Here is a 24,465-nt window from a genome sequence, read left to right as displayed (position 1 = left end):
GTTAGGCACCTCCGCCCGCGACCCCTTCGGCGAACTGCTCGCCGAAGAAGATGTACACGAGTAGCGTGGGGAGCGCGGTGATGAACGCTCCCGCCATCTGTAAGTTGTACTGCCCAACCATAGACCCTTGTAGCGACGTCAGCGACATCGTCACGACGTCGTTGGCGGGGTTCTGGACGAGCACGAGCGCGAACAGCAGGTCATTCCAGATGTTCGTGAACTGGTAGATGAGCGCGACTGCGAACATCGGAATCGACAGCGGCAGAATGATTCGCGCGTAGATCTTCGCGATGCTGGCGCCGTCGAGGCGGGCCGCTTCCAGCATCGAGTCGTCCAGCGACTGGTAGTGCGCGCGGAACAGCAGCGTCGTGATCGGAATTCCGTACGCGGTGTGCGTCACAGCGAGCGCGACGAGCCCCGACCGGTCCGCGACCGGTTCGAACCACGCGAACAGGCTCGCGACGTCCACGATCGACCAGAACCGCGACAGCGGCACGAGCACGGACTGGTACGGGATGAAGATGCCCGCGACCAGCAACACCAGCACGAACGCCTGCCCGCGCCACTTCGTGTTCGTGAGACCGTACGCGACCAGGCTGCCGAGCGTCGCTGACAGCACGGTCGCCGGAATCGTGAACAGCAGGCTGTTGACGAGGCCCTGTTCGAGGCGGTCGAAGGCCTGCCCCCACGCGTCGAACGTGAACGTCGACGGCGTCGGCGGGACGAACGGCGACGTCTCGAAGAACCCGGTCTGAGTCTTGAACGCCGTCATGATGGCGCTCTCCAGCGGCGACAGGTAGAACGCCACCAGCAGAGCGAGCGCCGCGTACAGGCCGATGCGATTCAGTCCCAGCCGGGAGTCTGTCGTGTCTGCCATCAGAGTTCACCTCGCTTGAACTGCACGTAGAGATACGGCGCGATGACGCCGAGCGCGAGCACGAACAGCACCATCGCGATCGCGGAGCCGTACGCCCAGTTCGTGATGCCGAACGACTCCCGGTACATCATCATCGCGAGGATGTCCGCGGAGGGTCCGGGACGCGTCCCGAAGAGGACGAACAGGAAGTCGAACGCCTTCAGTGCGAACACCATCAGGACGACGGCGGCGCTTGTCGTGGACGCGCGCAACTGCGGGATGATCACCCGCCAGTACATCTTCACGAGGCTGGCGCCGTCGACTTTCGCGGCCTCGTACTGGTCGGTCGGGATGGCGCGCAGGCCCGCGAGGTAGACGACCATCGCGTAGCCGCTGAACTGCCAGACGAGCGCGAACATCACCGCGAACAGTTTGAACTGCGGGTCGCTGATCCACTGCTGCGTCAGCGACCCCAGGCCGACGAGCCTGAGCGTCTCGTTTATCATCCCCGTGTCCGGGTTGTACATCCACGCCCAGAAGATGGCGGTGACGACGAACGAGAGGCTCATCGGCAGCAGGTAGATTGTGCGGAACGTGTTCTCGTAGCGGATGTCGCGGTCGACCAGGATCGCCAGCAGGAGGCCGACCACGAGCGCTGCGACGGTGAACACGACGAGCAACACGAACGTGTTCCGGAGCGCCCAGTACTCCTGGGTGTGGGGGCCCGACAGCAGGCCGCCTTTCCCCACGTTCCGGAAGAACACCTCGTACATCTCGAAGTCGAAGGAGTCGTACGTGGGCTGCCGGAGCCCCGTCCAGTCGGTCAGCGAGATGACGAAGTTCCAGCCGATTGCGCCGTACACGAACAGGCCGACGAGCAGCGTCGCGGGCAGCCAGAACGGCAGCGACTTCACGAACTCGCTGTCGAGCCAGCGACGCGCTCGCGACGGCTGGTCCGCGGTCGCAGTCACGCCGCCGTCGGCTCTCGCGTCCGAATCAGCCGCGCCGCGCTGGGGTCTGTCGGCGGACGTGCCGCCGTCCGTGCGTACCTGCTGCTCGGACTCCGCGTCGGCTTGCTCGCCCGGTCGCAGTACTCGCAAAATACGTGAACGCATCTCGTGGCTCTAGAACGCGTTCGTGAGTTCGTTGTACACGGCGTCCACGTTCCAGTTCCCGACGAACGCGGAGAACGCGCCCTCCACGTTGCTCTTGACCTGCGGCGTGACGCCCGTGCCGTGGGCGATGGTCGGCGGCTGCGCGTCGGAGTTGTCGAAGTCCTCGCGCTGCGCGGTGAGGAACGGCCCGAACTCGTCGTCGGGGACGTCGGTGCGCGGCGGGATGGACCCCTTCACGGGGTTGAAGCGCTCCTGGCCGTCCACGGAGCCACAGTAACTCAGCCACTTCTCGGTGGCCTCGGGGGACGGGTTGGACGTCGGCATCACGAACGAGTCGGCGACGACGTGGTAGACGCCGTCGGTGCCGGGGAACGCGAGGTTGCCCCAGTCGCTGTCGTACTCGAAGTCGTCGGCGGCGCCGTACTGGCCCGCGGCCCAGTCGCCCTGGTGGATGAAGGCGGCGTTGCCCTGGATGACCTTGGCGTTGGCCTCGTCCCACGCGACGGAGCCGGCGTCCTCGTTGAAGTACTCGCGGAAGTCCGCGACCAGCTGGAGGGACTCCCGGACGGCGGTTTCGTTGTCCGCGACGTTGCCCGCGATGACGTCCTGGTAGGTGTCGACGCCGGCGTGACCGATGAGCACGTCCTCCCACATCTGGAGGGTCGACCAGACCGCCTGCGTCTGGTGGGCCATCGGCGCGGCGTCAGTCTCGGCGTCGATGGTCTCCATCGCGTCGAGGAGCGCGGACGGCGAATCCAGGTTCGCCGGGTCGACGCCCGCGTCTTCGAGGACGCTGACGTTGTAGAAGAGGTTGTTGAGGCGGTGGATGTTCAGCGGGACGGCGACGAACTCGCCGTCTTCGGACTGCGACATCTCCTTGACGCCGTCGAGGTAGGCGTCCCGCATACCGTCGTCCCAGACGCTGTCACTGATGTCGACGAGCACGTCGGACTCGAGGTAGGTGTTGAGCGCCTTCCCCGGCCAGATCTGGAACGTGCTCGGCGGGTTCTCGTTGATGATGCGGCTCTGGATCTCCGTGTCGAGCGCGCTCCCGGCTCCGCCCGGTGCGGGGTTGTTCGTGACGTCGACGTCGGGGTACTCCTGCTCGAAGCCCTCGATCAGCGCGTTCAGCGCGTCCTTCTCGCCACCCGCCGTCCACCAGTGGACGATTTCGAGTTCCTGGCCGCCGTCATCTGACTGGGTGGTGCCGCCGTCGTCGCTGGCGGTCGTCGTTTCCTCGCCGTCGCTGTCTCCGTCGCCGCCGCCGAGACAGCCGGCAATTGCGATGGTGGCGCCCGCTGCGCCGCCCGCCTTGATGTACCGTCGCCGTGTCAGACTGCTGTTTGTGTCGTTTGTCATGGTAACGGCCGTGTGCGAAACCTACTCAGACGAACCGGTCGGCCGCACTTAATTGTTACTGATATTTAATCCAGAACCGAGTAAAGATAGATTCCTTAGGTGTGTCCGCGGTCGATGCAGGGCCACCCCCGAGCCACGTCTGTCCCGGGATCGATTCAGTAGGTTTTACGCGCTACCGTTGCGTCGCTCCGACTATGAGCGAGGACTACCGAACGGAGCAGGACAGCCTCGGCGAGATTCAGGTGCCGGCGGACGCCTACTGGGGCGCCCAGACGCAGCGCGCAATCCAGAACTTCCCGATTTCTGACGCGACGTTCGGCCGGCGCTTCGTGCGCGCGCTCGGCGTCGTGAAGAAGGCTGCGGCGCAGGCCAACCGCGACCTCGGCCTCGTCGACGAGGAGAAAGCCGACGCCATCGTCGCGGCCGCCGACGAGGTCATCGCGGGCGACCACGACGACCAGTTCCCGGTGGACGTCTTCCAGACCGGCAGCGGCACGTCCTCGAACATGAACGCCAACGAGGTCATCGCGAACCGCGCCGCCGAGATTCTCGGCGAGGACGTCGGCGAACGCGTCGTCCACCCCAACGACCACGTCAACTACGGGCAGTCCAGCAACGACGTCATCCCGACCGCGATGCACGTCGCGAGCCTTGAAGCGCTCGTGAAGGACGTCGAACCCGCACTGGCGACGCTCCGGAACGCGCTCGACGAACAGGCCGAGGCGTTCGACGGCGTCGTCAAGACCGGCCGCACGCACCTCCAGGACGCCACGCCCGTCCGCCTCGGTCAGGAGTTCGGCGGCTACCGCACCCAGGTCGAGAAGGGCATCGAGCGCGTGCGCGACGTGAAGGCCCGACTGTCGGAACTGGCCCTCGGCGGCACCGCCGTCGGCACCGGCCTCAACACCCACCCCGAGTTCCCCGAGAAGGCCGCCGCGTACATCAGCGAGGAGACGGGCGTCGAGTTCCGGGAGGCCGACGACCACTTCGAGGCGCAGGCCGCCCACGACGCGATGAACGAAGCCCACGGCGCGCTCCGGACGGTCGCCGGCTCTCTGAACAAGGTCGCGAACGACCTCCGTCTGCTCGCCTCCGGCCCGCGCAACGGCCTCGGCGAACTCGAACAACCCGAGAACCAGCCCGGGTCCTCCATCATGCCCGGGAAGATCAACCCGGTGGTCGCGGAATCCGTCAACCAGGTCCACAAGCAGGTCGTCGGCAACGACGCCGCGGTGAACGCGGGCGCCGTCGAGGGGCAACTCGACCTCAACCTCTACAAGCCCGTGCTCGCACACAACTTCCTGCAGTCCGCGGACCTCGTCGCGAACGCCAGCGAGACGTTCGCCGAGAAGTTCGTCGCGAAACTCGAGGCCAACGAACAGCACTGCGAGCAGCAGGTCGAGCGCTCGATGGCCCTCGCGACGGCGCTCAACCCCGCCATCGGCTACGACAAGGCCAGCGAAGCGGCGAAAGCCGCGCTGAAGGAGGGCAAGACCGTCAAGGAAGTCGTCGTCGAGAAGGGCTACCTCACCGCCGAGGAGGCCGAAGACGTCCTCGACCCGGAGAAGATGACCCACCGCGGCATCCTCTCCGGCGACGACTGACGCACGACCACCCCCCGTAGCGGCCCCGTTTCCGAGGATTCGCTGACGCAGTGACGCCCCGCCCACCTTCTTGTGTCCGGACCGTAATTGCCACCGCATGGAACGACTCGACTCGCGCGTCCGCTTCATCTGGCTCCTCCGCTCGCTCGTCGGTTCGCTCGTCGCGGGCGTCGTCGTCACGTTCGCGGTCGGCGCCGTGGACCGCGTGGCTGTCACTCCCGTCGTCGCGGGCGGTGCCGTCTTCGTCGTCCTGCTCGCAGTCGGCGCCCTGCACGTGTTCCTGCGGTACCGCGCGTGGCGGTTCGAGGTCCGCGACGACACCCTCTACATCGAGCGCGGCGTGCTCGTGAACGTCCGCACTGTCGTCCCGTACGTGCGCGTCCAGCACGTCGACGCCCGTCGCGGCCCCATCGAGCGCCTGCTCGGCCTGGGTAGCGTGGTCGTGTTCACCGCGGGGTCGCGGGGCGCCGACGTCTCGATTCCCGGCCTCGTCGCCCAGCGCGCCGACGACGTCCAGGAGACCCTCCGCCGTCTCGCAATCGAGAGCGAGCCCGAGTCCGGCGACGCCGGGGATGCGGTGTGAAACTCCACCCGCTATCGGTCCCCGTCCGCATCGTGTCGCGGGGCGTCGGCCTCGCGTGGGCGTTCATCATCGGCGGCATCGCGTTCGCGGGCGGCGACCCCGTCCTGACCAGCGGCGTCGTGGTCGCCGCAGTGTTGGTCTTCCTGGTCGTGACCGCCTACGAGGTGGCGTACTACCGCCGCTTCGACTACGAACTCACCGACGAGAGCCTCGACATCTACTCGGGCGTCTTCTCTCGGCGCGAGCGCGAGATTCCGCTCCGGCGCGTCCAGAACGTCGACGTCACGCGGTCGTTCGTCGCGCGCCTGCTCGGCATCGCCGAAGTGGACGTCGAGACGGCGGGCGGCGGCGGCACGGAAGCCAACCTGCGGTTCGTCGGCCGCGCCGACGCCGACCACCTCCAGGAAGCCATCCGCGAGCGCCGCGCGACGCTGGACCGCGACGAGTCAGTCGGCGTCGCCGAGGAGCCCGAGGCCGAGCGCGAGGCGGTCGTCGGCGGCGAGACGCTGTTCGAACTGTCGGACCGCGACCTGCTGTTGTACGGAGCCCTCTCGTTCGACCCGCGCCTCGCGTCGGGGATTCTGGCGTTCGCGCCGCTGGCCGCGCCGTTCGTCGGCGACCGCGTGCAACTCAGCGGCCCGGGGCTCGCGCTCGTCGTCGCGCTCGCCGTCGTCGGCATCCTCGCCCTGTGGGTGGCGTCGGCCGCAGCGCGCATCATCCAGTTCTACGGGTTCCGGTTGCGACGCGTGGGCGACGACCTGCGGTACGAACGCGGGCTGCTCCAGCGCCGCGACGGCACTATCCCGCTGTCGAAGCTCCAGACGGTCGCCGTCGAGGAGAACGTCCTGATGCGGCGGTACGGATTCGCGTCACTGGCCGTCGAGACGGCGGGCTACGGCCCCGGGAGTACGCCCAGCGGGGGCTCGGAGGCCGCGGTGCCGCTGGCGCCACGCGAAGCCGTGTTCTCGCTGGCGCGCACCCTCGAGGACTTCCACGACTTCGACCTCGACCGCCCGCCGGAGCGCGCCCGCAAGCGCTACGTCCGACGGTACCTGCTCGTCGGCCTCGCCGTCCTCGCGGGCGGGTTCGCTGTCGACCGCTTCCTGACGAGTGTCCCGTGGTACGTGGTCGCGCCGCTGCTCGTGCTCGCGTGGCCCGCCGCACGGCGAGCCCACGGGAACCGCGGATTCGACCTGGGACCCGACCACGCGGTCGCGCAGGTCGGCTTCTGGAAGCGACGGACGCGCGTCGTCCCCTATCACCGCATTCAGACACTCATCCGCCGACAGACCGTCTTCCAGCGCCGCTGGAACCTCACGTCGGTCGTCTTCGACACCGCGGGCTCGCGGTCCATCTCCGCCGGTGACGCGGTCGCCATCGACCGCGACGACGACGTCGCGGACGAACTCGTCGACACCTCCCAGGACAGTGTCTTCGACGCCATCTACCGCTCCGAATAGCAGCGGCTTCGACGGCGCTCCCCGATTGGACTGGCAGCAGCTACGACGCGATCAATAAAACCGCACAAGAGGGGGTCCGCTCGCGTTACGCGGTCTGTTCGAGTCCTTCGCGTTCGACGTAGACGTCCATCTCCTCTGCGAGGTCCTCGAGTTCGCCGCGGAGCGCGTCCTGCTGCTCGCTGAGTTCGTCCTGGACGTCGGACGGCAGCTGTTCGAGGAGTTCGTCCGTGTACTCGAGTCGAACATCGAAGGATTCGTTCAGCGCCTGCTGGATGGACTCGAGGGTCTGGCGGTCGCCCTCGAGGCTCCGGTTCGACCACGACGACAGGTGCGCGAGGAACCCGTCGTTGACTTCGAGGCGCTGGTCCTGGACGACGATCTTGTTGTGCCAGCGTTTGACCTGCCGGAGGAGTTCCTCGCGGAACGTCCACGGCAGTTCGTCGAGGTTGTCCGAGTAGACGTTCACGAACGTGTCACCGGCGTAGATGACACTCATGTTCGCGAAGATGTCAGTCCGACGTTCGTCGTCGTCCTCGATGGTGCGTTCGCTTACTTCACCGGTGATGAGCACGCGGATGGCGTCCTTCCTGACGACCGGGAACCCGTGCGTGTCGGTCTGGAAGTAGTAGTACCCGCCGACGAGGACGCCGAGAATGCCGACGCCCGCGATGGCCATCTCGTTCGAGAGGCCCCCAGCGAGTGTCACCAGTACGCCGACCAGGATGCCGAGTGCACCGTGCGGACCGTACGGACGGTATTCGAGGCTCCCGTTCCCGATGAACTCCCAGTCGGATTCCGCCGCGAGCCGGCCGTCGACGCGGCCGGTCTTCTCGCCGACCTGCTCGCTTTTGATCTGGAGGTCGCGGTCCTGGACCCCGCGCGTCTCGTACTTGAAGTCGTTTGCCGTCTGTACCTCCTCCAGGCGGCGTTTGAGCCGCCGGTAGAACTCCCGCGGGTTGATTCCCTTGTAGTCGCCCTCCACGAATCGCGTCGACTTCCGGAGGTCCTGTCGACTGTACTCCGGTACTTCGCCCTTCCCACTCATACACGAATCCCGTCACAAATCGAGGATAAAAACCTAGGGGAATTTTCAATATTGGAGCACGTTGATAGAGGGGGCGACGACAGAAAATAATACTTCCCTTACATACCCTGGAGGAATCCGCCCAGCCCCCCGAACAGCACGGGGTACCCGACACCCATGTACAGCATCGCATCCACCATCGGCGGAGCGTACGTCAAGCCGCCGACGGTGTGGGTGAAGTAGCTGACACCGACGAAGGTCAGGACGGCGTACCCGACGGCGACGCTCGCGCCGGCTATTCCGCCCTCGACGGAGCCCAGGGTGCGCGGGACCCGCATCGCGACGATGTACCCCGACACGAACAGCAGGCCGGCCGGAATCACGTGGAATACCACCGTGTCCTGGATGAGGAACTGCTCGAAGAGGCTCCAGGTTTCGGTCGCTCCGCCGCCCGTCACCTCCAGGTCGACGGTGTGGGCGCCGTAGAACACCCACGCGAAGAAGTCCACGATGAACTCGGTGCTCTCCTGCCCGAAGTCCAGTGCGCCGTCCTCGACGCGGTCGAGGAAGACTGCGCCGACAGCGACGAACCCGACGGCCCACGAGATGATGCCGTAGATGCTCCCCCCGATCGGGCGCACGCTGCTCAATAGACTGGTACTACTCGTCTCCTGCACTGACCCGACATCCGCTGACATGTGTGTCGGAGTGGTTAGCGACGTGCCAAAAACGCATCGGATTTCGTGACATTCCGGGCTACGGAAACAAACGGGTGGCCACAGATACGACCCTTCCCCGTCCAGGACCCGTGTCGGCCAGGTCCGGTCACAGGTGCCGGGTCGGTCCGGTTGGTCGCGTTGGCTTGGCCGACCGGACTGAACGGTTTTTTATCACTCGGCCCCACACCACGACGTAATGAGCGAGTTCGACTACGACGAACTGGGGCTCGTCGCCGGGCTGGAGATCCACCAGCAACTGGACACGGCGACGAAACTGTTCTGCGAGTGCCCGACGAGACTCCGGGACCCCGAGGACGCCGAGCGCGCGTTCACGCGGTACCTCCACCCGACGCGGTCGGAACTCGGGGAGATAGACGAAGCGGCCCTCGAGGAGAGCAGGGTCGAACGCGAATTCGAGTACCTCGCGTACGACTCCACGTGTCTCGTCGAGGAGGACGACGAGCCACCCCACCGCCTGGACGACGAGGCGCTGGCGACGACCCTCGAAATCGCACAACTCCTGGACATGGACGTCGTCGACCGCGCGCACGTCATGCGGAAGGTCGTCATCGACGGGTCGAACACGTCGGGATTCCAGCGCTCGACGCTGATCGCACACAACGGCGAAATCGAGACCAGCGATGGCGCGGTGGGCATCGAGGACGTGATGCTCGAGGAGGAGTCCGCCCAGCGCGTCGAGGAGCGCGAGGGCGGCGTCCAGTTCTCGCTGGACCGTCTGGGAATCCCGCTGGTCGAGATCGGTACCAAGCCCGACATCTCCACCCCCGAGCAGGCGCTCGAAGCCGCAGAAACGATCGGGATGTTGCTGCGCTCGACGGGGAAGGTCAAGCGCGGTCTCGGGACGATCCGCCAGGACGTCAACGTCTCCATCGCGGACGGCGCGCGCGTCGAGATGAAGGGCGTCCAGAGCCTCGACGACATCGACGACCTGGTGCGCGAGGAGGTCCGCCGGCAGGTCGAACTCGTCGACGTCGCCGAAGAACTCAGCGCGCGCGACGCGAGCGTCGGTGACACCCAGAACGTCACCGAAGTGTTCGAGGGCACCGGCTCGGGCGTCATCCGGGGCGCACTGGAATCCGACGGCGTCGTCTACGCGGTTCCCCTGTACGGGTTCGACGGCCTCGTCGGCCGCGAACTTCAGCCGGACCGCCGCCTCGGCACGGAGTTCTCCGACCACGCGAAGCGCCACGGCGCGGGCGGCATCTTCCACACCGACGAACTCCCCGCGTACGGCATCACAGAGGACGAGGTCGAAGCGCTCCGAGACGCCGTTGGTGCGGGCGACGAGGACGCCGTCGCACTCGTCGCGGACAGCCCGAGCGTGGCGACGGGCGCCATCGAAGCCGTCGCGGAGCGCGCGGAGACCGCAATCGAGGGCGTCCCGGAGGAGACGCGGGGCGCGAACGACGACGGGACGAGCGAATACCTCCGCCCGCTTCCGGGCGCCGCGCGCATGTACCCCGAGACCGACGTGCCGCCCGTCGACCCCGACCCCGCGGAGGTCGAGACCCCCGAGCTGCTCACCGAGAAGGTCGAGCGCTATCAGGCCCAGTACGGCCTGGACGCCGGCCTCGCGGAACAGGTGGCCTTCGGCCGGCGCTGGCCGCTGTTCGAGGAACAGGTCGAGGCGGGCGTCGACGCCACGCTCGCGGCGCAGACCCTGGAGTCGACGGTCACCGAACTGCGCCGCGACGACGTGCCGGTCGACGAACTCACCGACGACCACGTCCGTGGCGTGTTCGGCCTCGTGGCTGACGGCGACCTCGCTCAGGAGGGCGTCCCGGAGTTGCTCGCGGCGCTCTCGGAGCAACCCGACAGGGAGGCGGACGACCTCGCCGACGAACTCGGTCTCGGTTCCGCAGCCGAGGACGAGGTCCGAGCGGCCGTCGTCGACGTGGTCGAACGGAACAGCGACCAGGTCGAAGCGGAGGGCATGGGCGCGTTCTCCGCGCTGATGGGCGAGTGCATGGGCGCGCTCCGCGGGAAGGCGGACGGCGACCTGGTCAGCGAAGTGCTGCGTGAAGAGATTCAGAAGCGCGCCTGAACGCACCCGGCCTGCAACTCACTCCTCGGAGAGTTCTTCGAGCAGCGTGTCGATACTGTAACTCTGGAGCGGGCGCGTGGTGTCCTTCTGGCGCGCGACGACGAACGTCGAGTTCGTGCGGTCGACCTCCGGGATGGCTTCGAAGTCCGAGATGAGGCGTTCGACGTCGTCGGAGTGCGGGAGGCGCGCGACGACCATGAAGTCGGTCTCCCCCATCGTGAAGAACGCCTGCGTGACGCCCTCGATGGCGCTGATCTTCTCGCCGACGTCCTCGTAGCTGCCCTCGTAGCTCGTGAGGACTTCCAGCACGACGGTCACGCCGAGGCCGAGTTCGTCGAGGTCGAGGTCGTAGAGGTCGTTGACCACGACGCCCTCGTCGCGGAGGTTGTTCAGCCGGTAGTGGATGGTCGACACCGGGATGTCGGTCTCCTCGTGCAGTTCTTCGGGACTGCCGGTGCCGAGGTCGGAGATGGCTTTCAGGAGGCGTACGTCGCGTTCGTCCATCACGTCCGGCATCGACAGGGGCCACGATAAGCCTGTGGGAGTCGCGGCACGGCCACCAGCGGCGAGCTTGTCCGGAACCCCAACCATCCGCCCCTATATTGCCACTATTTCTATATCCTCTCCAGTCTTTAAAGAAAACTCTAATATATGCTCGGCTATTCGTGTCTACATGAGCTACCGACGCCACGGGTTGGGCGTTTCTCCCGCGACCGTGATGTTTCTCGCACTCGCGGCCATCTGGGGGACGTCGTTCCCGGCCATCGAAATCGGGCTGCACAGCATTCCAGCGCTCTCCTTCGCCGCCATGCGGTACACCGCAGCGGGGGTCATCATCCTCGCGTACGCGAGTATCGCGACGGACCGCTGGCGGCCACGGAGCAAACACGAATGGCTCGCCGCCAGCGTCGCTGGCGTCCTCGTCATCGCGGTCTACCACGGCCTCCTGTACCTCGGCGAACTCCGCGTCTCCGGGGCCGTCGCCGCAATCGTCGTCAGCCTCACGCCAGTGCTGACAGCAGGGCTCGCCACTGTCCTCCTCGACAGCGACATCGACCTCGTGGAGGGCCTGGGGCTGTTCGCCGGGTTCGCCGGCGTCGTCATCGTCGCGTCGCCGGGCAGCGGCTCTACTGACCTGCTCGGCGTCGCGCTCGTCTTCGGCGGCGCGCTCGCGTTCGCACTCGGCGCTGTGCTCGCTCGCCCGCTGGACACCGACCTCCCCATCGAGACGATGGAAGGCTGGGCGATGCTCATCGGTTCCGCCGTCCTCTGGGTCGGCGCCGGTGCCCGCGGCGAATCCCTCGTCGGCGTCGAGTGGACGCTGCCCGCCATCGCGAGCCTCCTCTACCTCACGCTCGTCGCCGGCTGCATCGGGTTCCTGCTGTACTTCGAGCTCCTGGGGCGCATCGGCGCGACGGAGCTCAACCTGGTCGGGTACCTCGAGCCAGTCGTCGCCGCGATGATGGCGTGGCTGCTGCTCGGGCAGGTCGTCGACTCGCAGGCCGTCGCGGGGTTCGCTGCCATCTTCCTCGGGTTCGCGCTCCTGAAGCGCGACGTCCTGTCCGCTGTCGCCATCGACACCGCCGACGCCGTCCGGTCGCACTAGCGCACCGACGATTCCGCGTTCTCTCAACGGTCCACCGAGCAGCACCCGGCTACTCGCGCCGATTCGATTTTGCCGTCGCCCCGTTTGTTCGCCAGCCACTGCTGTCCAGGGCCGGCAGTGGTGATCCAATCCGAAGGCCGTGATTGCCGACCTCGGACGTGTGCTGACTGAATACGTACCAGAAGTATAGAATAGTAAATTTTCCGGTAGTTGTCGGCTGTCTCCGGAATCGGTGTGCGACGACAACAGCGAACAGACAGTTAGACAACAGCGAACAAACAGTTAGACAACTGCGAACAGACAACTACTTCGAGATCGAGGCGATTCGGCGGTGTATCGACAGTCGACGGCAGTCCCGCGGTACAGCAGAGAGGAGCAATTAATCCTCGATGCAGAGCCACTATCCGTGGTTTCAGAAGATGCGGTTCCACGGCAACGGCCAGGGACTCGATTGGCTTGCAGAACCGCCGATGGGCACGAGCAGGCCGGAGGGTTGCCAGATTTTGGGGCGGCCGCCTACTTCCGAGACAGTAACCCACACTATTCGTCGGAACACTTGGCCGGGTGTCTCTCTGAGTCGAGAGTTCTACGGTCGACCCACAAACGAACGGCCCACACGCCGAGTATTAACATACTAAAATTAATAATTCTCGGAACGAGCTTGTGTTCTGATATATTTTGTACGCAGCGTTCGAGCGGGCGTGGTCGCGGGGCAAGTGACCGTGGGTTCCGGAATCTACTTGCGGATTCCGCGAGACTGGACCGGCATGGCGACCACCTACTTCGAAGACGTATCGGAAGGAGACGTCAGGGAGTTCGGCAGTTTCACGCTGAGCGAGGCGGAGATCATCGAGTTCGCCGAGAAGTACGACCCGCAGCCGTTCCACGTCGACCCCGAGGCCGCCGAAGACTCCTTCTACGGCGGACTCATCGCGAGCGGCTGGCACACGGCTGTCTCCTGCATGCGCCTGCTCGTGGACGGCTTCTTCGCGGACGCCGCCAGCATGGGCGCTACCGGCATGGACAGCCTGCAGTGGCACCAGCCCGTTCGGCCGGGCGACACCGTCTACGTGTCCAACGAGATCGTTGGGACGCGTCCGTCCGAGAGCCGGGACGACCGCGGATACATCAAGAACCGGACAGTCGGCGAAAACGAGGACGGAGACGCGGTCATCTCCTGGACCGCCACGAACATTCTCGCCCGGCGGGACGGCTGACGCGTCAGGCCGCGCCCGGCAGGCGGCCGCTCCTTAGATAGCCACGAGCACGTCGCCGTCCTCGACTTTCACGTCGAAGACGCCGATCTTCTTCCCGGAGGCCTCGTGTTCGCCGGTCTCGAGGCCGATCTCCCAGAGGTGCCAGGGGCACGTCACTGCTGGCTGGTCGGTGAACCCGCCGCGGTTCTCGTTCCAGCACTTCTCGCCGTTGATCTTCTTCTCGCCGACCTTGCAGAGGGGCGCGCGCTGGTGCGGACAGCGGTTGCTCATGGCGTGGAACTCGCCGTCCACGTTGAACAGCGCGACCTCGATGCCGTCGACGACGACGCCCATTCCGTTGCCCGGTTCGAGTTCGTCCGCAGCGGCCACGCGCGTGTAGTCTTCGGTCATGCGTTCTCAGTCTCGTTAGTCATGCGTTCTCATTCTCGTTAGATTCCGAACAGTTCTTCGGCGTTCTCGTGGAGGACCGCGGCGCGGAGGTCCTCGTCGAACGCGCGGTTGGTGAACGCCCACGTCGCGGGGTCCAGCGTCTGGTGTGGCCAGTCGCTGGAGTACAGGAACATGTCCTCGGCCATCGACAGGTCGAGCATCGCCTCGAAGTCCGTCGAGCGCTCCGGCGGCGCCATCGGCTGGGTGGTCACGTAGACGTTCTCCCGGAGGTACTCGCTGGGCGTGCGCTGCAGGCGTTCCTGCCCCATCTCGTGCAGCCGGGGATGCATCTTGATGTCGCCCGGGTGCATCTCGTAGAACTCGTCCATGCGGTACTTGACGAACGGCACCCACCAGTGACCGCCCTCCTCGATGACGATGTCCAGTTCGGGGAACTTGTCGAAGACGCCGGACATGATGGCGTTCACGGTGGTGAGCATGGCGTGTATGGGCCAGTCGAAGCCGAGAATCTCGGTCCACGTGAGCATGCCGTCCCCGTAGGGGGTGTCCTGGGGCCAGAAGGACAGCGAGCCGTGGAGCACCAGCGGCAGGTCGTGTTCCACGAGCGCCTCGAACAGCGGATCGAACTTCGTGTCGCCGAACAGGTCGAACGGACCGAACCAGCCATAGGCGCCGACGATGCCGTCCTCGTCGGCGACGCGGTGGATCTCCTCGACCGCGTAGTCGACGTCCCACTGCGGGACCATCATGAGGCAGTGGAGGTCCTCGGGGACGATCCGGTCGAGCGCGAAGTCGTTGGCCGCCTGCGCGATGGCGTTCTTCTGGACGGGGTTGTGCTGGGTGGGAGCGTTGTTGATACCGACGTTGACGATCGGGTCGTCGATTGCGAACTTCTCGGCGGCGAGTTTCACGTCGGATGCCACCTCGGCGCGGCCCTGCGTGAACAGTCCCTCGTTGCCGCCGGGGATCGCCCAGGCGGCGTCCCACTTCGCCTTCCGGTGGGCCATCCCGTACTCGACGTTCTCGAACTTCTCGCGAGCGACGTCGTCCTCGACGTACTGAATCAGTGTCTCCTCGGGCGGATTCATGTGGAAGTCGAGGTCGATGATGCGTTCGTCGAACGCGTCCGCGGGTACTTCGCGCTGCGGGTCGACGTCCTGTGAGGCCATGCCACAATGTCGTCGGTTGTCCGTCCTAAGTGTTTCCCCGGTTGGGACAGATTGGTACTGGCCCTACATGCTGTAGCGGTAGTTGATCGAGATCTCGTCCGCGGCTTCCGCGACCCGCTGGACGATGCGGTCGCGGTAGTCCGCGTTCTGGAACCGCCCGCTCGGGCACGCGATGGATATCGAACCGATCGGGTCGCCGTCGACGACGACGGGGGCGGCGATGAGGCCGACGCCGAGGTTCAGTTCGTCGCTGTCCGCAGCGTAGCCGTTCTCGACGATTCGGTCGAGCTCGTCGAGGAACTCGCGTTCGTCAGTGATGGTGAAGTCCGTGATCTGTTCGAGCCCCTTCGTCCGGAGTAACTCCTCCACGTGGTCGTCGGACATGTGCGCCACGATGACCTTTCCGGCCGCGTGGGCGTGCAGCGGGAAGCGCAGTCCCGGGTACGTTCCCATGTCGACCGTGGAGACATCGCCCTCGTGGTGGAGCAGAACGTACTCACCGGCCTCCTCGATGCCGATGTGGGAGAGTTCGCCGGTGTCCGCGGACAGCTTCCGGAGCGGCGCGCGCGCAGCGTTGAAGAACGAGTCGCGGTACTTGACGCGACTCCCGAGGCCGAGCAAGCGGTAGCCGATGCGGTACCGGCCGTCGTCGTTCACGAGGTAGCCCGCTGTCTCGAGGGTCGTGAGGTAGTCGTGGGCGGTGGCCCTGGTGACCTCGAGGTGGTCGGCCACCTCGGACGGCCCCGCTTCCCGTTCCCGCTCCAGGAGTTCGAGGATCTCGAACGCCCGGAGGACGGTTTTCAGTGGTGTGGTTTGACTCCCCATACGCGAACACGTGGGGCACTCTCTATAAATAGTATGGGTTTATCTGACGGCGAACGGCGGTGCCGCTCCACGAAGCCGAACACCGCGCCGCCCCGACCCACGGGCGTCCACGGATTGGCGGTCGAACGGTCGGAAATCGAGTATTCCTGACTGCGACGACCCGGGAGTCGCCAGTCCGCGTCACGGAACGATGACGGCATATGCGTCCGAATAACTCTGACGTTCGAGTCAGTTCGCCCCTGTCCATTACACATGTATAGACGTAATAGATATGGTTGTTTCACGACCCTGTTACTCGATACCAACCCTGGCGGCGTGTACTGCGTGGGAACCGCGGCGACCGTTCATAAACAGAGCGTAACTCGTCCGAGTATCTCTGACGAAGTGCTCCGGCTGTTCGACCTACGAGAACAGCCATTGAGGGGGAAGCTCGGGCGGTGGTGTAATTGAGAACTCCAGAAGTGCGACGTCAATCTCGGGGCGTTCACGGCCAGCGGGGCCAGATATAACTGAGTCTGGCGTCTCGTCGTAGTCGAGATGGGTCAACCCAACATCAGAGACCAGTTCAGCTTCGACGGCCGGGTCGTCTGCGTCACCGGCGGGGCTGGCGGAATCGGCACGGCCATCGGCCAGACCGTCGCGGCCCTCGGCGCGGACGTCGCGCTCGCGGACGTGGACGTCGAGGGCGCCGAAGCCAACGCGGAGGCACTCGAAGCCGAGTACGACGTCGACGCCATCGGCGTCGAGACGGACGTGCGGTCGTACGACGACGCCAGTCGGATGGTCGAGACAGTAACCGAGGAGCTCGGCCCCATCGACGTCCTGGTGAACAACGCCGGTATCGCGAACAACCAGCCGTTCGCCGAGACCGACCCGGACGACTGGGACACCTGGATCGGCGTCGCGCTGTACGGGACGTTGAACTGCACCCACGCGGTGTTGCCGTCGATGCGCGAGCGCGAAGACGGCGTCGTCGTCAACTTCGCCAGCGGGTCGTACACGGGCAACGACCCCGGCCTCTCGGTCTACGGGGCGGCGAAAGCGGCGAACGTCTCGTTCACGAAGACCCTCGCTAAGGAAGTGGGGAGCGACGGCGTCCGCGTCAACTGCGTCTCCCCGGGGACAGTTCGGACGCCCGCCGTCGAGGAGTGGGTCCGGAAGCACGAGGAGACCATCGCGGAGTCGTACGCGCTGAAACGCATCGGCGAACCGGAGGACGTCGCGAACGTGGTCGCGTTCCTCGCCAGCGACGTCTCCGCGTGGGTGACTGGGGAAGTCGTGCACGTGGACGGCGGGTACATCCGGCGGTGAGTGGGCGCCGAGTTTCGCGCGTACGCTTGGCCGCAGTGAACTGACCGGCGGACGCGACACCGACCCGGGTACCGAGCGGTACGCCAGCGCCAGCGCACCACCCGTAGCGACGCCGCCAGACCCCCGTCAACCCCCCTCAGGGACATTTTTATGTACGTGCACGACAGTATCTAACACGATGGCAGCAACCACCCCGCCAGACGACGAGGAGAAACTAAAGCGACAGATCCAGAACGGGCGGATGATCGAATCGGTCGACGAGATGACCGAGGGGTACAAGGAAGCCGTCAAGATGCCGCTGCTGGTGAACGCGGACATCGAACTGATGAGCGCGCCGGCGCTGTTCCGGCAGGCGGTGAACGCCCCGAGCCTGGACGCGCGGAACGCCGAACTCTCGACCATCCAGGACGAGGTCGGCCACGCCTACATCTCGCATCGGCTCCTGCGGAACCTCGGCGAGGACATCGACGAACTCATCTACGAGCGCGAGCCCTACGAGTGGCGCTCCGGCTACGCGTTCGAGGTGTACCTCGACGACTTCGCCGAGCAGACCGTGTTCCACGCGTTCGGCGACCAGGCCGGTCTCACCCTGCTCTCGGACATCCACGAGAACACGTCGTACGCGCCCTGGAAGCGCGCGCTCGTGAAAGTCGAGAAGGAAGAACAGTTCCACATCCGGCACGGCCGCACGTGGTTCCGCCGACTCGCCTCGAAGAGCGAGACGACCAAGCAGCGACTCCAGGAGGCGGCGTACTGGATGTTCCCGCTGTGGCTGGAAGTGTTCGGGCTCCCGGACGACCTGAAGACGCACACCGAGCAGTTCGAGTACCGCATTAAGGGGAAGACTAACGACGAACTCCGCCAGGACTGGCTGGACGAGATCGTGCCCCTGTGCGAGGAGAACGACATCGACGTCCCCGCCCACTACGACGAGGGCGCCGAAGAGTACGTCCTCGAGTTCGACTGGCCGGTCGCCTACGACGCGGAGGAGGCAAAGTGGCACTACGACGACCCGGTCTCGTGGGACGACGTGATGGACCGCTGGCGGGAAGGCGGCCCCGCGCGAGACCAGTTCATCGAGATGATCCAGGGCGGCGGCCCGTACCAGGGGGCGACGTGACCGCTGATACGACGCTGCGTCCGGACACCACTGACCCGATGTCGCATCCAGACGAATGCCGCAGGCGGACGAAGAACTAAACACATGACGACAGTACCAGCAACTACACCGAGATGAGTGCATCAGACGTACGAGTCACGAGTGCGGACGTCGACTCCCTGGAGGGCGTCTCCGAGTTCGAGCGCCGCCTCGTGAAACAGATCGACGAGCACGTCGAGGACCCACACATCCCCGTCAGCATCGTAGAGATGGGGATGGTCTACGACGTCTTCGAGGAGAATGGCGCGGTCACCGTCGAGATGACGTACCCCTGCATGGGGTGTCCGGCCTACCAGATGATCCAGGACGACGTCGAGGACTGTCTGCTGGACCTCGACGGAGTCGAATCGGTCTCCATCGACGTCGTCTGGGACCCGGTCTGGTCGAAGGACCGCCTCGACGAGGACGTCCAGGAGAAACTAATGGCATCAGGGACTGCAATATGAACTACGAAGTGTTCACTCGAATCAGCGCCGGCGACGACCTCAAGCACATCGGTAGTGTCGAGGCGCCGGCCGACAAACTGGCGAAGAACTACGCGAAAACCACCTACGACGAGGAGGACTGGGCGACGATGGTGCTGGTCCGCCGGGAGGACCTCGTCCGAGTCGACGCCGGTCGCGACGAACGCGTCGAGGCGGGTGAGCTGGTATGAGCGACGACTGGTCGCCCGAGGCGGTCGACTTCGTGCAGTCGCTGGCGGACACCAAGCTCATGCTGTCGCACTGGTACGCCGACCAGGCGTTCCTCGGCCCGAACATGGGGGACAACATCGCGCTGTTCAGCATGACCCAGGACGAGTACGGGCAGGTGCGGCAGTTCTACCTCCAACTGGACCGGCAGGGCCGCGACGAGGACTGGCTGCGCTCCGAGCGCGACACCGGGAACTTCTACAACGCGGCGACGACCGACGGACCGGCCGCGGACTGGACGGAGTTCGAGGTCAAGTTCGGACTGACGGACCGCGCCGCCCTGCTGTTGCTGGACGCCATCGACCACGAGGACTTCACGGGCCTCACGGACAAGATGGCCGAAGAGGAGTACTCCCACACTGACTTCCACGACGGCTGGCTCGAGCAGCTCGCGGCCGCGAATCCCGCGGCGTTCCAGGCGGCGCTCGAGGACTCGCTGGACGACGTCCTGGCGTTCATCGGTCCGGCAGCGTACGACGAGGACACCGACCCGCTGTACGCCTCCGGGTTCACCGACCGCTCGGTCGCGGAACTCAGGGACGCGTTCCTCGACTACCTCGCGGGAATCGTGGAGGGGACGGACGTCGACGTCCCCGACACGACCGAGGTTCCCCTGGAGTCCTGGAACGAGGAGCGACGCCGCGTCGCCGCCGGGAGCATCGAACCGGACGTCCTCGAGACCATCCGCGGCTCCAAGAACACGGAGTTCGCTGCAGAATGACGCCCCAGAACAGTGGCGAACAGGACGTCGAGGTCTCGTGTCCGTTCTGCGGGTCGACGGACGTCGAGAAGGACCACGCGTTCGGCCCCGAGATCTCGAAGAGCCAGTACTACTGCAACGACTGCGAGACCCCATTCGAGCGCATCAAGTGGGGCGAACCGGACCGCCCGGACACCGGTCGCTAGCAGGGACGTTCAGACCGCCCGACAGCGGCGGCGAGAGCGGAATCACGGTTCGTCTTGGCGCCAGCGGAAAAGAGAGTGACCGCAGCACGCCCGGACGGCGCCAACGGGCGGCCAGCTTCGCTTCACGGGAGCGCTTAGCTCTGCTTCTCGGGTCATCCCAACTCCGCTCCTCGGAAGCACCCAGCGTCGCGTCTCTGAAGCACCGACGGGGACCGGACGAGCCCGCGCCCACCGATTGGTTTTAAGACCTCTGCACGTCACAGTCCGGAGTACATGCCAGTCACTGTACGAGAGGCGACGGTCGAGGACGGGGAGGAGATTCTCGACCTCTGGTACGCGTTCACCGGGCACCTCGCGGAGTTCAACGAACGGTACCGGGCGAGGGAGGGCGCCGACGAGCACTGGTTGTCCTACTTCGAGAACCAGCTCGTCGACTCGAAGTACAGCACCGTTCTGCTCGCAGAGAACGACGACGGCGAACACGTCGGCGTCCTCGAGATCCGCGTCGTCGGCGAGCACCCCATCTTCCAGCTGGGTCGCCACGCCGAAATCCACGGGCTCTACGTCCGCGAGCACGCCCGCGGTGAGGGAGTCGGGGAGGCGTTGCTCGACAGCGCCGAGGACTGGATGCGCGACGACCCGCGCGGCGTGGAGTTCTACCGCGTCGACGTCGTCGAGGGCGACGAGGAGTCCGAGGGCGCCCTCCGGGAGCTCGGACTCGAGCCGGTCAAAGAGACCTTCGAGGGCGAGGTCTGACGATGGTGGAGACGTACACCGTGAAATTCGTCAACGAAGACGTTGAACTCGAAGTGCCCGAGCACCGTTCCATCCTCGACGTCGGCGAGGAGATGGGGCTGGACCTCCCGTACCGGTGTCGCCGCGGCATCTGTGGCGTCTGCTGTGCGAAACGCGAGGAGGACGGCGAGGTCGACCAGACGCAGGGCATGTTCCTCTCCGACTCGGAGCAAGAGGAGGGCTACGTGCTGACGTGCATCGGGAAACCGCGCTCGGACCTGGAACTCGTGACGAACTCCAGTCCGTAATCCGGGCGGTCGCAGCCCCCGGAGCAGCGATCCCAGGTGGAGAGTCGGGTTCTGATTCGTTCGAGAGTTGTTATCTGCCGTGGAATTCGGGTTCGCGGTCCTCCGCGAACGCTTCCATGCCTTCCGCGTGGTCGTCCGTCTGGGACATCGTCACCCAGATGTGGCCGCCGTACTCGATGGCTTCCTCGTAGCCGACCTGGCGGGTCATGTTGGAGGCGTCCTTGATGGCGCGCAGCGCCAGCGGCGGCTTCTCCGCGAGCGTGTTCACGAACTCGTCGACGGCGTCGTCGAGTTCCTCGCCGGGGTGGACTTCGTTCACGGCGCCGTACTCCAGGGCCTCCTCGGCGCTGATGTGTTTGCCGGTCATGCAGAGCTCTTTCGCCTGGCTCACGCCGATAATCGTCGAGAGGCGCTGAGCGGCGCCGCCGCCCGGGAGCAGGCCGAAGTTGACCTCCGGCTGGCCGAACGTGCTGTCCTCGCTGACGTACCGGAAGTCGCAGGCGATGGCGAACTCGAAGCCGCCGCCGAGACAGAGGCCGTCGACTTTCGCGACGACGGGCGCCTCGTAGGACTCGATGGCGTCGGTCGCGTCGGAGAACAGGTCCGGGATCATCTTCTTCTCGTCGTGGTCGTCAAGGCCCTGCATCTCCCCGAGGTCGAGGCCGCTGCTGAACGCTTTGTCGCCGGCCGCGTCCATGACGACGGCGCTGACGGCAACGCCGTCGGCCTCGTCGTCGAGTTCCGCGAAGCGGTCGAACGCTTCGATGACCTCGCGCTGCATCGTCTCGTCGATGGCGTTCATCGCGTCCGGGCGGTCCAGGGTCACGGAGCCGATGCCGCTGTCCTCGTCGAAGTGCCACTCGATGGTGTCGAACTCTGTGTCTGACATCGTCTCTCAGATGCGCCTACCGCCTATTATAATCACTGGGTAGGGGCGTCCGCACAGTCGGATTGGCGCACTCACGCCGTCAGTGGCTCCAGTGCTGCGGGGTCGAACTCGACCCGGTCGCCGACCTCGTCGAAGCAGCCGTACGTGAAGTCGGCCTGGATGCAGACGTCGTCGGTCGACTCGCGCCGCATCTCGTAGGCAATCGTGGCCTCGTCGTCGGCGACGTCCAGCACCTGGGCGACGGTGGTGATGTCGTCCTCGAACCGGATGGAGTCTTCCAGCGTGCAGGTCCAGCCGACGGGGACGAACGGGTACGTGTCGCCGGTGAGCGAGCGCAGGGACCGGCCGTTCGCTTCGAGGAACTGTTCGAGGCAGACCGAGAACTCTCGGGCGTAGTCCTCGAAGTACCCGAGTCCCGCAGCCTCGATGTGCGGCGTCCGGAACGTGACGTCGTGCGTGAAGCGGCGCCCGGGTCCGTTCGGTTCGCGGGGAGCGATGGCCACCGGCCCTCGGTCCACCGACCCGAACGACTGGATTCTGTCCCGGAGTTCCGGCGTTATCGTCTCCGCGACGCCGTCGGGCGTAATCGTCACCTGGACCATCGTCGCGGTGCCGAACTCGTAGTCGTCGGCCGCGCGGCGAAACGAGTACTCGAACTGGACGTTCGTCTCGCCGACGGACACCGGGTCGGCATCGACGACGATGGTGTCCTCGTACCGCGGGTAGCGCTGGAAGTCAGCTTGAATCGCGACCGGTGCGTACGGAACGCCGCCCGCGTCGACGATCTCCTCGACCGCGTAGTCCAGTTCGTAGGAGAGCTCCTCGGTCGCCCGGATCAGGATGTCGAAGAACGCGGCGTTGTGCACGAACGGACTGAACGACAGCTCGCCGAACCGCACCTTGTGCCGCAGGAGTTCCGCCATGGGAATCAGTAACTCGGTGTCGGCAAATCTCTTGCGATAGGTGCCAGTTTCGAGGGCGAACGGCAGACAGGATTTATAACCACGTAACGTAATACCACAGTAAGAATGCTCAACGTGGATGGAGTCACGAAGGAGTTCGGCGGCCTCGTCGCAGTCGACAACGTCGACCTCGAGATCGGCGACGAAGAGATCGTCGGGCTCATCGGCCCGAACGGCGCAGGCAAGACCACGCTGTTCAACACGATCACGGGCATCCTGGACCCCGAGGACGGAGCGGTCATCGAATTCAACGGCGATAATCTGGTCCAGCGGGAGACACACGAGATCGCGAAGCTCGGCGTCATCCGGACGTTCCAGATCGTGCGCGTGTTCGAGGAGATGTCAGTCCTGGAGAACGCCACCGCGGGCGCGCTCTTCGGGTCCTCCGAGTCCCTGTCTCGCTCGGAAGCCCGCGAAAAGGCCCGGGATGCCCTGGAGTTCATCGGCCTCGCGGACCAGGCGGACGTCGAGGCGGGCGCGCTACCCATCGCTCAGCAGAAGCAACTCGAGTTGGCGCGCGCGCTGGCGGCCGACCCCCAGCTCGTCCTCCTCGACGAGATCGCCAGCGGACTCACGCCCGGCGAGATCGAGGGGTTGACCGAGAGCATCGAGCGGATTCGCGACGAGCGCGGCATCTCCGTCTTCTGGATCGAACACATCATGGACGCAATCATGGGCGTCGCCGACAGGATCGTCGTACTGCACAGCGGGCAGAAGATCGCCGAGAACACCCCACAGGAGATCAGGAACAACGAGACCGTCATCGAGGCCTACCTGGGTGATTCGGCATGATCGAAGCCACGGACATCGACACGTCCTACGGCGGCATCCAGGTGCTGTGGGACCTCTCCTTCTCGGTCTCCGAGGAGGAGGGCGTCGTCGCCATCGTCGGCCCGAACGGCGCGGGCAAGTCGACGCTGCTGCGCGTGCTGTCGGGCATCCAGCCCATCGACGACGGCGAACTGACGCTGTGGGGTGAGGACATCGAGAGCCTGCAGCCGTCTGACGTCGTCGACATGGGGTTCGTGCACGTCTCCGAGGAGCGCAACCTCTTCAACGAGATGACCGTCGAGGAGAACCTCGAGATGGGCGCGTACAAGCGCCGCGAGAACATGGAGTCGAACATGCAGGAGGTGTACGACCTCTTCCCGATTCTCGACGAGCGCAGCTCCCAGACGGCTGGCTCGCTGTCCGGCGGCGAACAGCAGATGCTGGCCATCGGCCGCGGACTGATGGCCGAACCGAAGATCCTCGCGCTGGACGAACCGTCCGAGGGGCTGGCGCCACAGATCACCGACCGGATGTTCGAGAAGATCGAGGCGATCAGCGAGGACGTGACAATCCTGCTCATCGAACAGCACGTCAACAAGGCGCTCTCGCTGGCCGAGACCGCTTACTTGCTGGAGAACGGCGAATTCGTCGCCCAGGACACGGGGCAGGGGCTGCTGGAGTCTCAGCACATCGAGGACGCCTACCTGTAGCCGCCGCGTCGCTGCGTCTTCTCCGCAAGG

The 24,465-nt window shown here is 65.6% G+C and carries 27 protein-coding genes; 16 read left to right on the top strand and 11 right to left on the bottom strand.

Annotated features, from left to right (window positions below):
* Position 1 precedes the first annotated feature (1 nt).
* Genes GRX66_RS01635 through GRX66_RS01625 form a run of 3 tightly spaced genes read right to left on the bottom strand, consistent with a single transcriptional unit; the run spans position 2 to position 3,330 of the window.
* Positions 2-877 carry a carbohydrate ABC transporter permease gene (locus GRX66_RS01635; RefSeq protein ID WP_159524959.1) on the bottom strand — a complete coding sequence of 292 codons (876 nt, stop codon included), beginning with the start codon at positions 875-877 and terminating at the stop codon, positions 2-4.
* A complete protein-coding gene (locus tag GRX66_RS01630; protein ID WP_159524958.1) occupies positions 877-1,971 on the bottom strand; it encodes a carbohydrate ABC transporter permease in 1,095 nt (364 codons plus the stop codon). Before GRX66_RS01630 ends, GRX66_RS01635 begins: the two co-directional genes overlap by 1 nt.
* 9 nt (positions 1,972-1,980) lie before the next feature.
* Positions 1,981-3,330, bottom strand: coding sequence for an ABC transporter substrate-binding protein (locus GRX66_RS01625; RefSeq protein ID WP_159524957.1), 1,350 nt, complete (start codon positions 3,328-3,330; stop codon positions 1,981-1,983).
* A 194-nt stretch (positions 3,331-3,524) separates the two neighbouring features.
* Between GRX66_RS01625 and GRX66_RS01620 the strand changes: the two genes are divergently transcribed.
* The 3 genes from GRX66_RS01620 to GRX66_RS01610 all read left to right on the top strand — a co-directional run bounded on the left by GRX66_RS01620 (position 3,525) and on the right by GRX66_RS01610 (position 6,977).
* Positions 3,525-4,934 (top strand): class II fumarate hydratase, encoded by a 1,410-nt coding sequence (locus GRX66_RS01620; RefSeq protein WP_159524956.1) that lies wholly within the window; start codon positions 3,525-3,527, stop codon positions 4,932-4,934.
* Between the two features lie 97 nt (positions 4,935-5,031).
* Positions 5,032-5,517 (top strand): PH domain-containing protein, encoded by a 486-nt coding sequence (locus GRX66_RS01615; RefSeq protein ID WP_159524955.1) that lies wholly within the window; start codon positions 5,032-5,034, stop codon positions 5,515-5,517.
* Positions 5,514-6,977 carry a PH domain-containing protein gene (locus GRX66_RS01610; protein ID WP_325063904.1) on the top strand — a complete coding sequence of 488 codons (1,464 nt, stop codon included), beginning with the start codon at positions 5,514-5,516 and terminating at the stop codon, positions 6,975-6,977. Before GRX66_RS01615 ends, GRX66_RS01610 begins: the two co-directional genes overlap by 4 nt.
* A gap of 85 nt (positions 6,978-7,062) precedes the next feature.
* On the opposite strand, the gene GRX66_RS01605 is transcribed toward GRX66_RS01610, so the two are convergent.
* Both GRX66_RS01605 and GRX66_RS01600 read right to left on the bottom strand, forming a co-directional pair.
* Positions 7,063-8,022 carry a hypothetical protein gene (locus GRX66_RS01605; protein WP_159524954.1) on the bottom strand — a complete coding sequence of 320 codons (960 nt, stop codon included), beginning with the start codon at positions 8,020-8,022 and terminating at the stop codon, positions 7,063-7,065.
* A gap of 98 nt (positions 8,023-8,120) precedes the next feature.
* Positions 8,121-8,699, bottom strand: coding sequence for a hypothetical protein (locus GRX66_RS01600; RefSeq protein ID WP_159524953.1), 579 nt, complete (start codon positions 8,697-8,699; stop codon positions 8,121-8,123).
* Between the two features lie 217 nt (positions 8,700-8,916).
* Between GRX66_RS01600 and gatE the strand changes: the two genes are divergently transcribed.
* Positions 8,917-10,785 carry a Glu-tRNA(Gln) amidotransferase subunit GatE gene (gene gatE / locus GRX66_RS01595; RefSeq protein ID WP_159524952.1) on the top strand — a complete coding sequence of 623 codons (1,869 nt, stop codon included), beginning with the start codon at positions 8,917-8,919 and terminating at the stop codon, positions 10,783-10,785.
* Between the two features lie 18 nt (positions 10,786-10,803).
* On the opposite strand, the gene GRX66_RS01590 is transcribed toward gatE, so the two are convergent.
* Complete coding sequence (locus tag GRX66_RS01590; protein WP_159524951.1) at positions 10,804-11,289, bottom strand: Lrp/AsnC family transcriptional regulator; 486 nt, start codon at positions 11,287-11,289, stop codon at positions 10,804-10,806.
* A 169-nt stretch (positions 11,290-11,458) separates the two neighbouring features.
* Between GRX66_RS01590 and GRX66_RS01585 the strand changes: the two genes are divergently transcribed.
* Both GRX66_RS01585 and GRX66_RS01580 read left to right on the top strand, forming a co-directional pair.
* A complete protein-coding gene (locus GRX66_RS01585; RefSeq protein WP_159524950.1) occupies positions 11,459-12,391 on the top strand; it encodes a DMT family transporter in 933 nt (310 codons plus the stop codon).
* 767 nt (positions 12,392-13,158) lie between these two features.
* Positions 13,159-13,608, top strand: coding sequence for a MaoC family dehydratase (locus GRX66_RS01580; protein ID WP_159524949.1), 450 nt, complete (start codon positions 13,159-13,161; stop codon positions 13,606-13,608).
* 33 nt (positions 13,609-13,641) lie between these two features.
* Here GRX66_RS01580 and GRX66_RS01575 read toward each other — a convergent pair whose 3' ends face one another.
* From GRX66_RS01575 to GRX66_RS01565, 3 genes are all read right to left on the bottom strand, one after another.
* Positions 13,642-13,998, bottom strand: coding sequence for a Rieske (2Fe-2S) protein (locus GRX66_RS01575; RefSeq protein WP_159524948.1), 357 nt, complete (start codon positions 13,996-13,998; stop codon positions 13,642-13,644).
* A gap of 38 nt (positions 13,999-14,036) precedes the next feature.
* Positions 14,037-15,167, bottom strand: a complete 1,131-nt coding sequence (locus GRX66_RS01570; RefSeq protein WP_159524947.1) for an amidohydrolase family protein — start codon at positions 15,165-15,167, stop codon at positions 14,037-14,039.
* Positions 15,168-15,230: 63 nt separating this feature from the next.
* Positions 15,231-15,992 carry an IclR family transcriptional regulator gene (locus tag GRX66_RS01565; RefSeq protein ID WP_159524946.1) on the bottom strand — a complete coding sequence of 254 codons (762 nt, stop codon included), beginning with the start codon at positions 15,990-15,992 and terminating at the stop codon, positions 15,231-15,233.
* Between the two features lie 537 nt (positions 15,993-16,529).
* On the opposite strand from GRX66_RS01565, the gene GRX66_RS01560 reads away from it, so the two are divergent.
* The 8 genes from GRX66_RS01560 (at position 16,530) to GRX66_RS01525 (ending at position 21,103) form a co-directional block, all read left to right on the top strand.
* Complete coding sequence (locus tag GRX66_RS01560) at positions 16,530-17,303, top strand: SDR family NAD(P)-dependent oxidoreductase (protein ID WP_159524945.1); 774 nt, start codon at positions 16,530-16,532, stop codon at positions 17,301-17,303.
* Positions 17,304-17,481: 178 nt separating this feature from the next.
* Positions 17,482-18,423 carry a Phenylacetic acid catabolic protein gene (locus tag GRX66_RS01555; RefSeq protein ID WP_201292878.1) on the top strand — a complete coding sequence of 314 codons (942 nt, stop codon included), beginning with the start codon at positions 17,482-17,484 and terminating at the stop codon, positions 18,421-18,423.
* A 113-nt stretch (positions 18,424-18,536) separates the two neighbouring features.
* A complete protein-coding gene (locus GRX66_RS01550; RefSeq protein ID WP_159524944.1) occupies positions 18,537-18,908 on the top strand; it encodes a metal-sulfur cluster assembly factor in 372 nt (123 codons plus the stop codon).
* Positions 18,905-19,117 carry a phenylacetic acid degradation PaaB family protein gene (locus GRX66_RS01545; RefSeq protein ID WP_159524943.1) on the top strand — a complete coding sequence of 71 codons (213 nt, stop codon included), beginning with the start codon at positions 18,905-18,907 and terminating at the stop codon, positions 19,115-19,117. The genes GRX66_RS01550 and GRX66_RS01545 overlap by 4 nt, the downstream gene beginning before the upstream one ends.
* Entirely contained in the window at positions 19,114-19,875 is a 762-nt protein-coding gene (locus GRX66_RS01540; protein WP_159524942.1) for a Phenylacetic acid catabolic protein, read from the top strand. The genes GRX66_RS01545 and GRX66_RS01540 overlap by 4 nt, the downstream gene beginning before the upstream one ends.
* Positions 19,872-20,060, top strand: a complete 189-nt coding sequence (locus tag GRX66_RS01535) for a PaaD-like zinc ribbon domain-containing protein (RefSeq protein WP_159524941.1) — start codon at positions 19,872-19,874, stop codon at positions 20,058-20,060. Before GRX66_RS01540 ends, GRX66_RS01535 begins: the two co-directional genes overlap by 4 nt.
* 273 nt (positions 20,061-20,333) lie before the next feature.
* Positions 20,334-20,816: a GNAT family N-acetyltransferase gene (locus GRX66_RS01530; protein WP_159524940.1), complete on the top strand. Its 483-nt coding sequence runs from the start codon at positions 20,334-20,336 to the stop codon at positions 20,814-20,816.
* A gap of 2 nt (positions 20,817-20,818) precedes the next feature.
* A complete protein-coding gene (locus tag GRX66_RS01525) occupies positions 20,819-21,103 on the top strand; it encodes a 2Fe-2S iron-sulfur cluster-binding protein (RefSeq protein WP_159524939.1) in 285 nt (94 codons plus the stop codon).
* Between the two features lie 70 nt (positions 21,104-21,173).
* On the opposite strand, the gene GRX66_RS01520 is transcribed toward GRX66_RS01525, so the two are convergent.
* The gene (locus GRX66_RS01520; protein ID WP_159524938.1) at positions 21,174-21,992 is read right to left on the bottom strand and encodes an enoyl-CoA hydratase/isomerase family protein; all 819 of its coding nucleotides are present in this window, start codon (positions 21,990-21,992) and stop codon (positions 21,174-21,176) included.
* A 71-nt stretch (positions 21,993-22,063) separates the two neighbouring features.
* The gene (locus GRX66_RS01515; RefSeq protein WP_159524937.1) at positions 22,064-22,915 is read right to left on the bottom strand and encodes an acyl-CoA thioesterase; all 852 of its coding nucleotides are present in this window, start codon (positions 22,913-22,915) and stop codon (positions 22,064-22,066) included.
* 105 nt (positions 22,916-23,020) lie between these two features.
* On the opposite strand from GRX66_RS01515, the gene GRX66_RS01510 reads away from it, so the two are divergent.
* Together GRX66_RS01510 and GRX66_RS01505 are read left to right on the top strand one after the other, a co-directional pair.
* Positions 23,021-23,746, top strand: coding sequence for an ABC transporter ATP-binding protein (locus GRX66_RS01510; RefSeq protein ID WP_159524936.1), 726 nt, complete (start codon positions 23,021-23,023; stop codon positions 23,744-23,746).
* Positions 23,743-24,435 (top strand): ABC transporter ATP-binding protein, encoded by a 693-nt coding sequence (locus GRX66_RS01505; protein ID WP_159524935.1) that lies wholly within the window; start codon positions 23,743-23,745, stop codon positions 24,433-24,435. Before GRX66_RS01510 ends, GRX66_RS01505 begins: the two co-directional genes overlap by 4 nt.
* The last annotated feature ends 30 nt before the right edge of the window (positions 24,436-24,465 follow it).

The sequence above is a fragment of the Halobacterium bonnevillei genome (assembly GCF_009831555.1).
Classification (GTDB): domain Archaea; phylum Halobacteriota; class Halobacteria; order Halobacteriales; family Halobacteriaceae; genus Halobacterium; species Halobacterium bonnevillei.
Note: the sequence above shows the minus strand (reverse complement) of the source record. Positions and strands in the feature narration are given on the sequence as shown.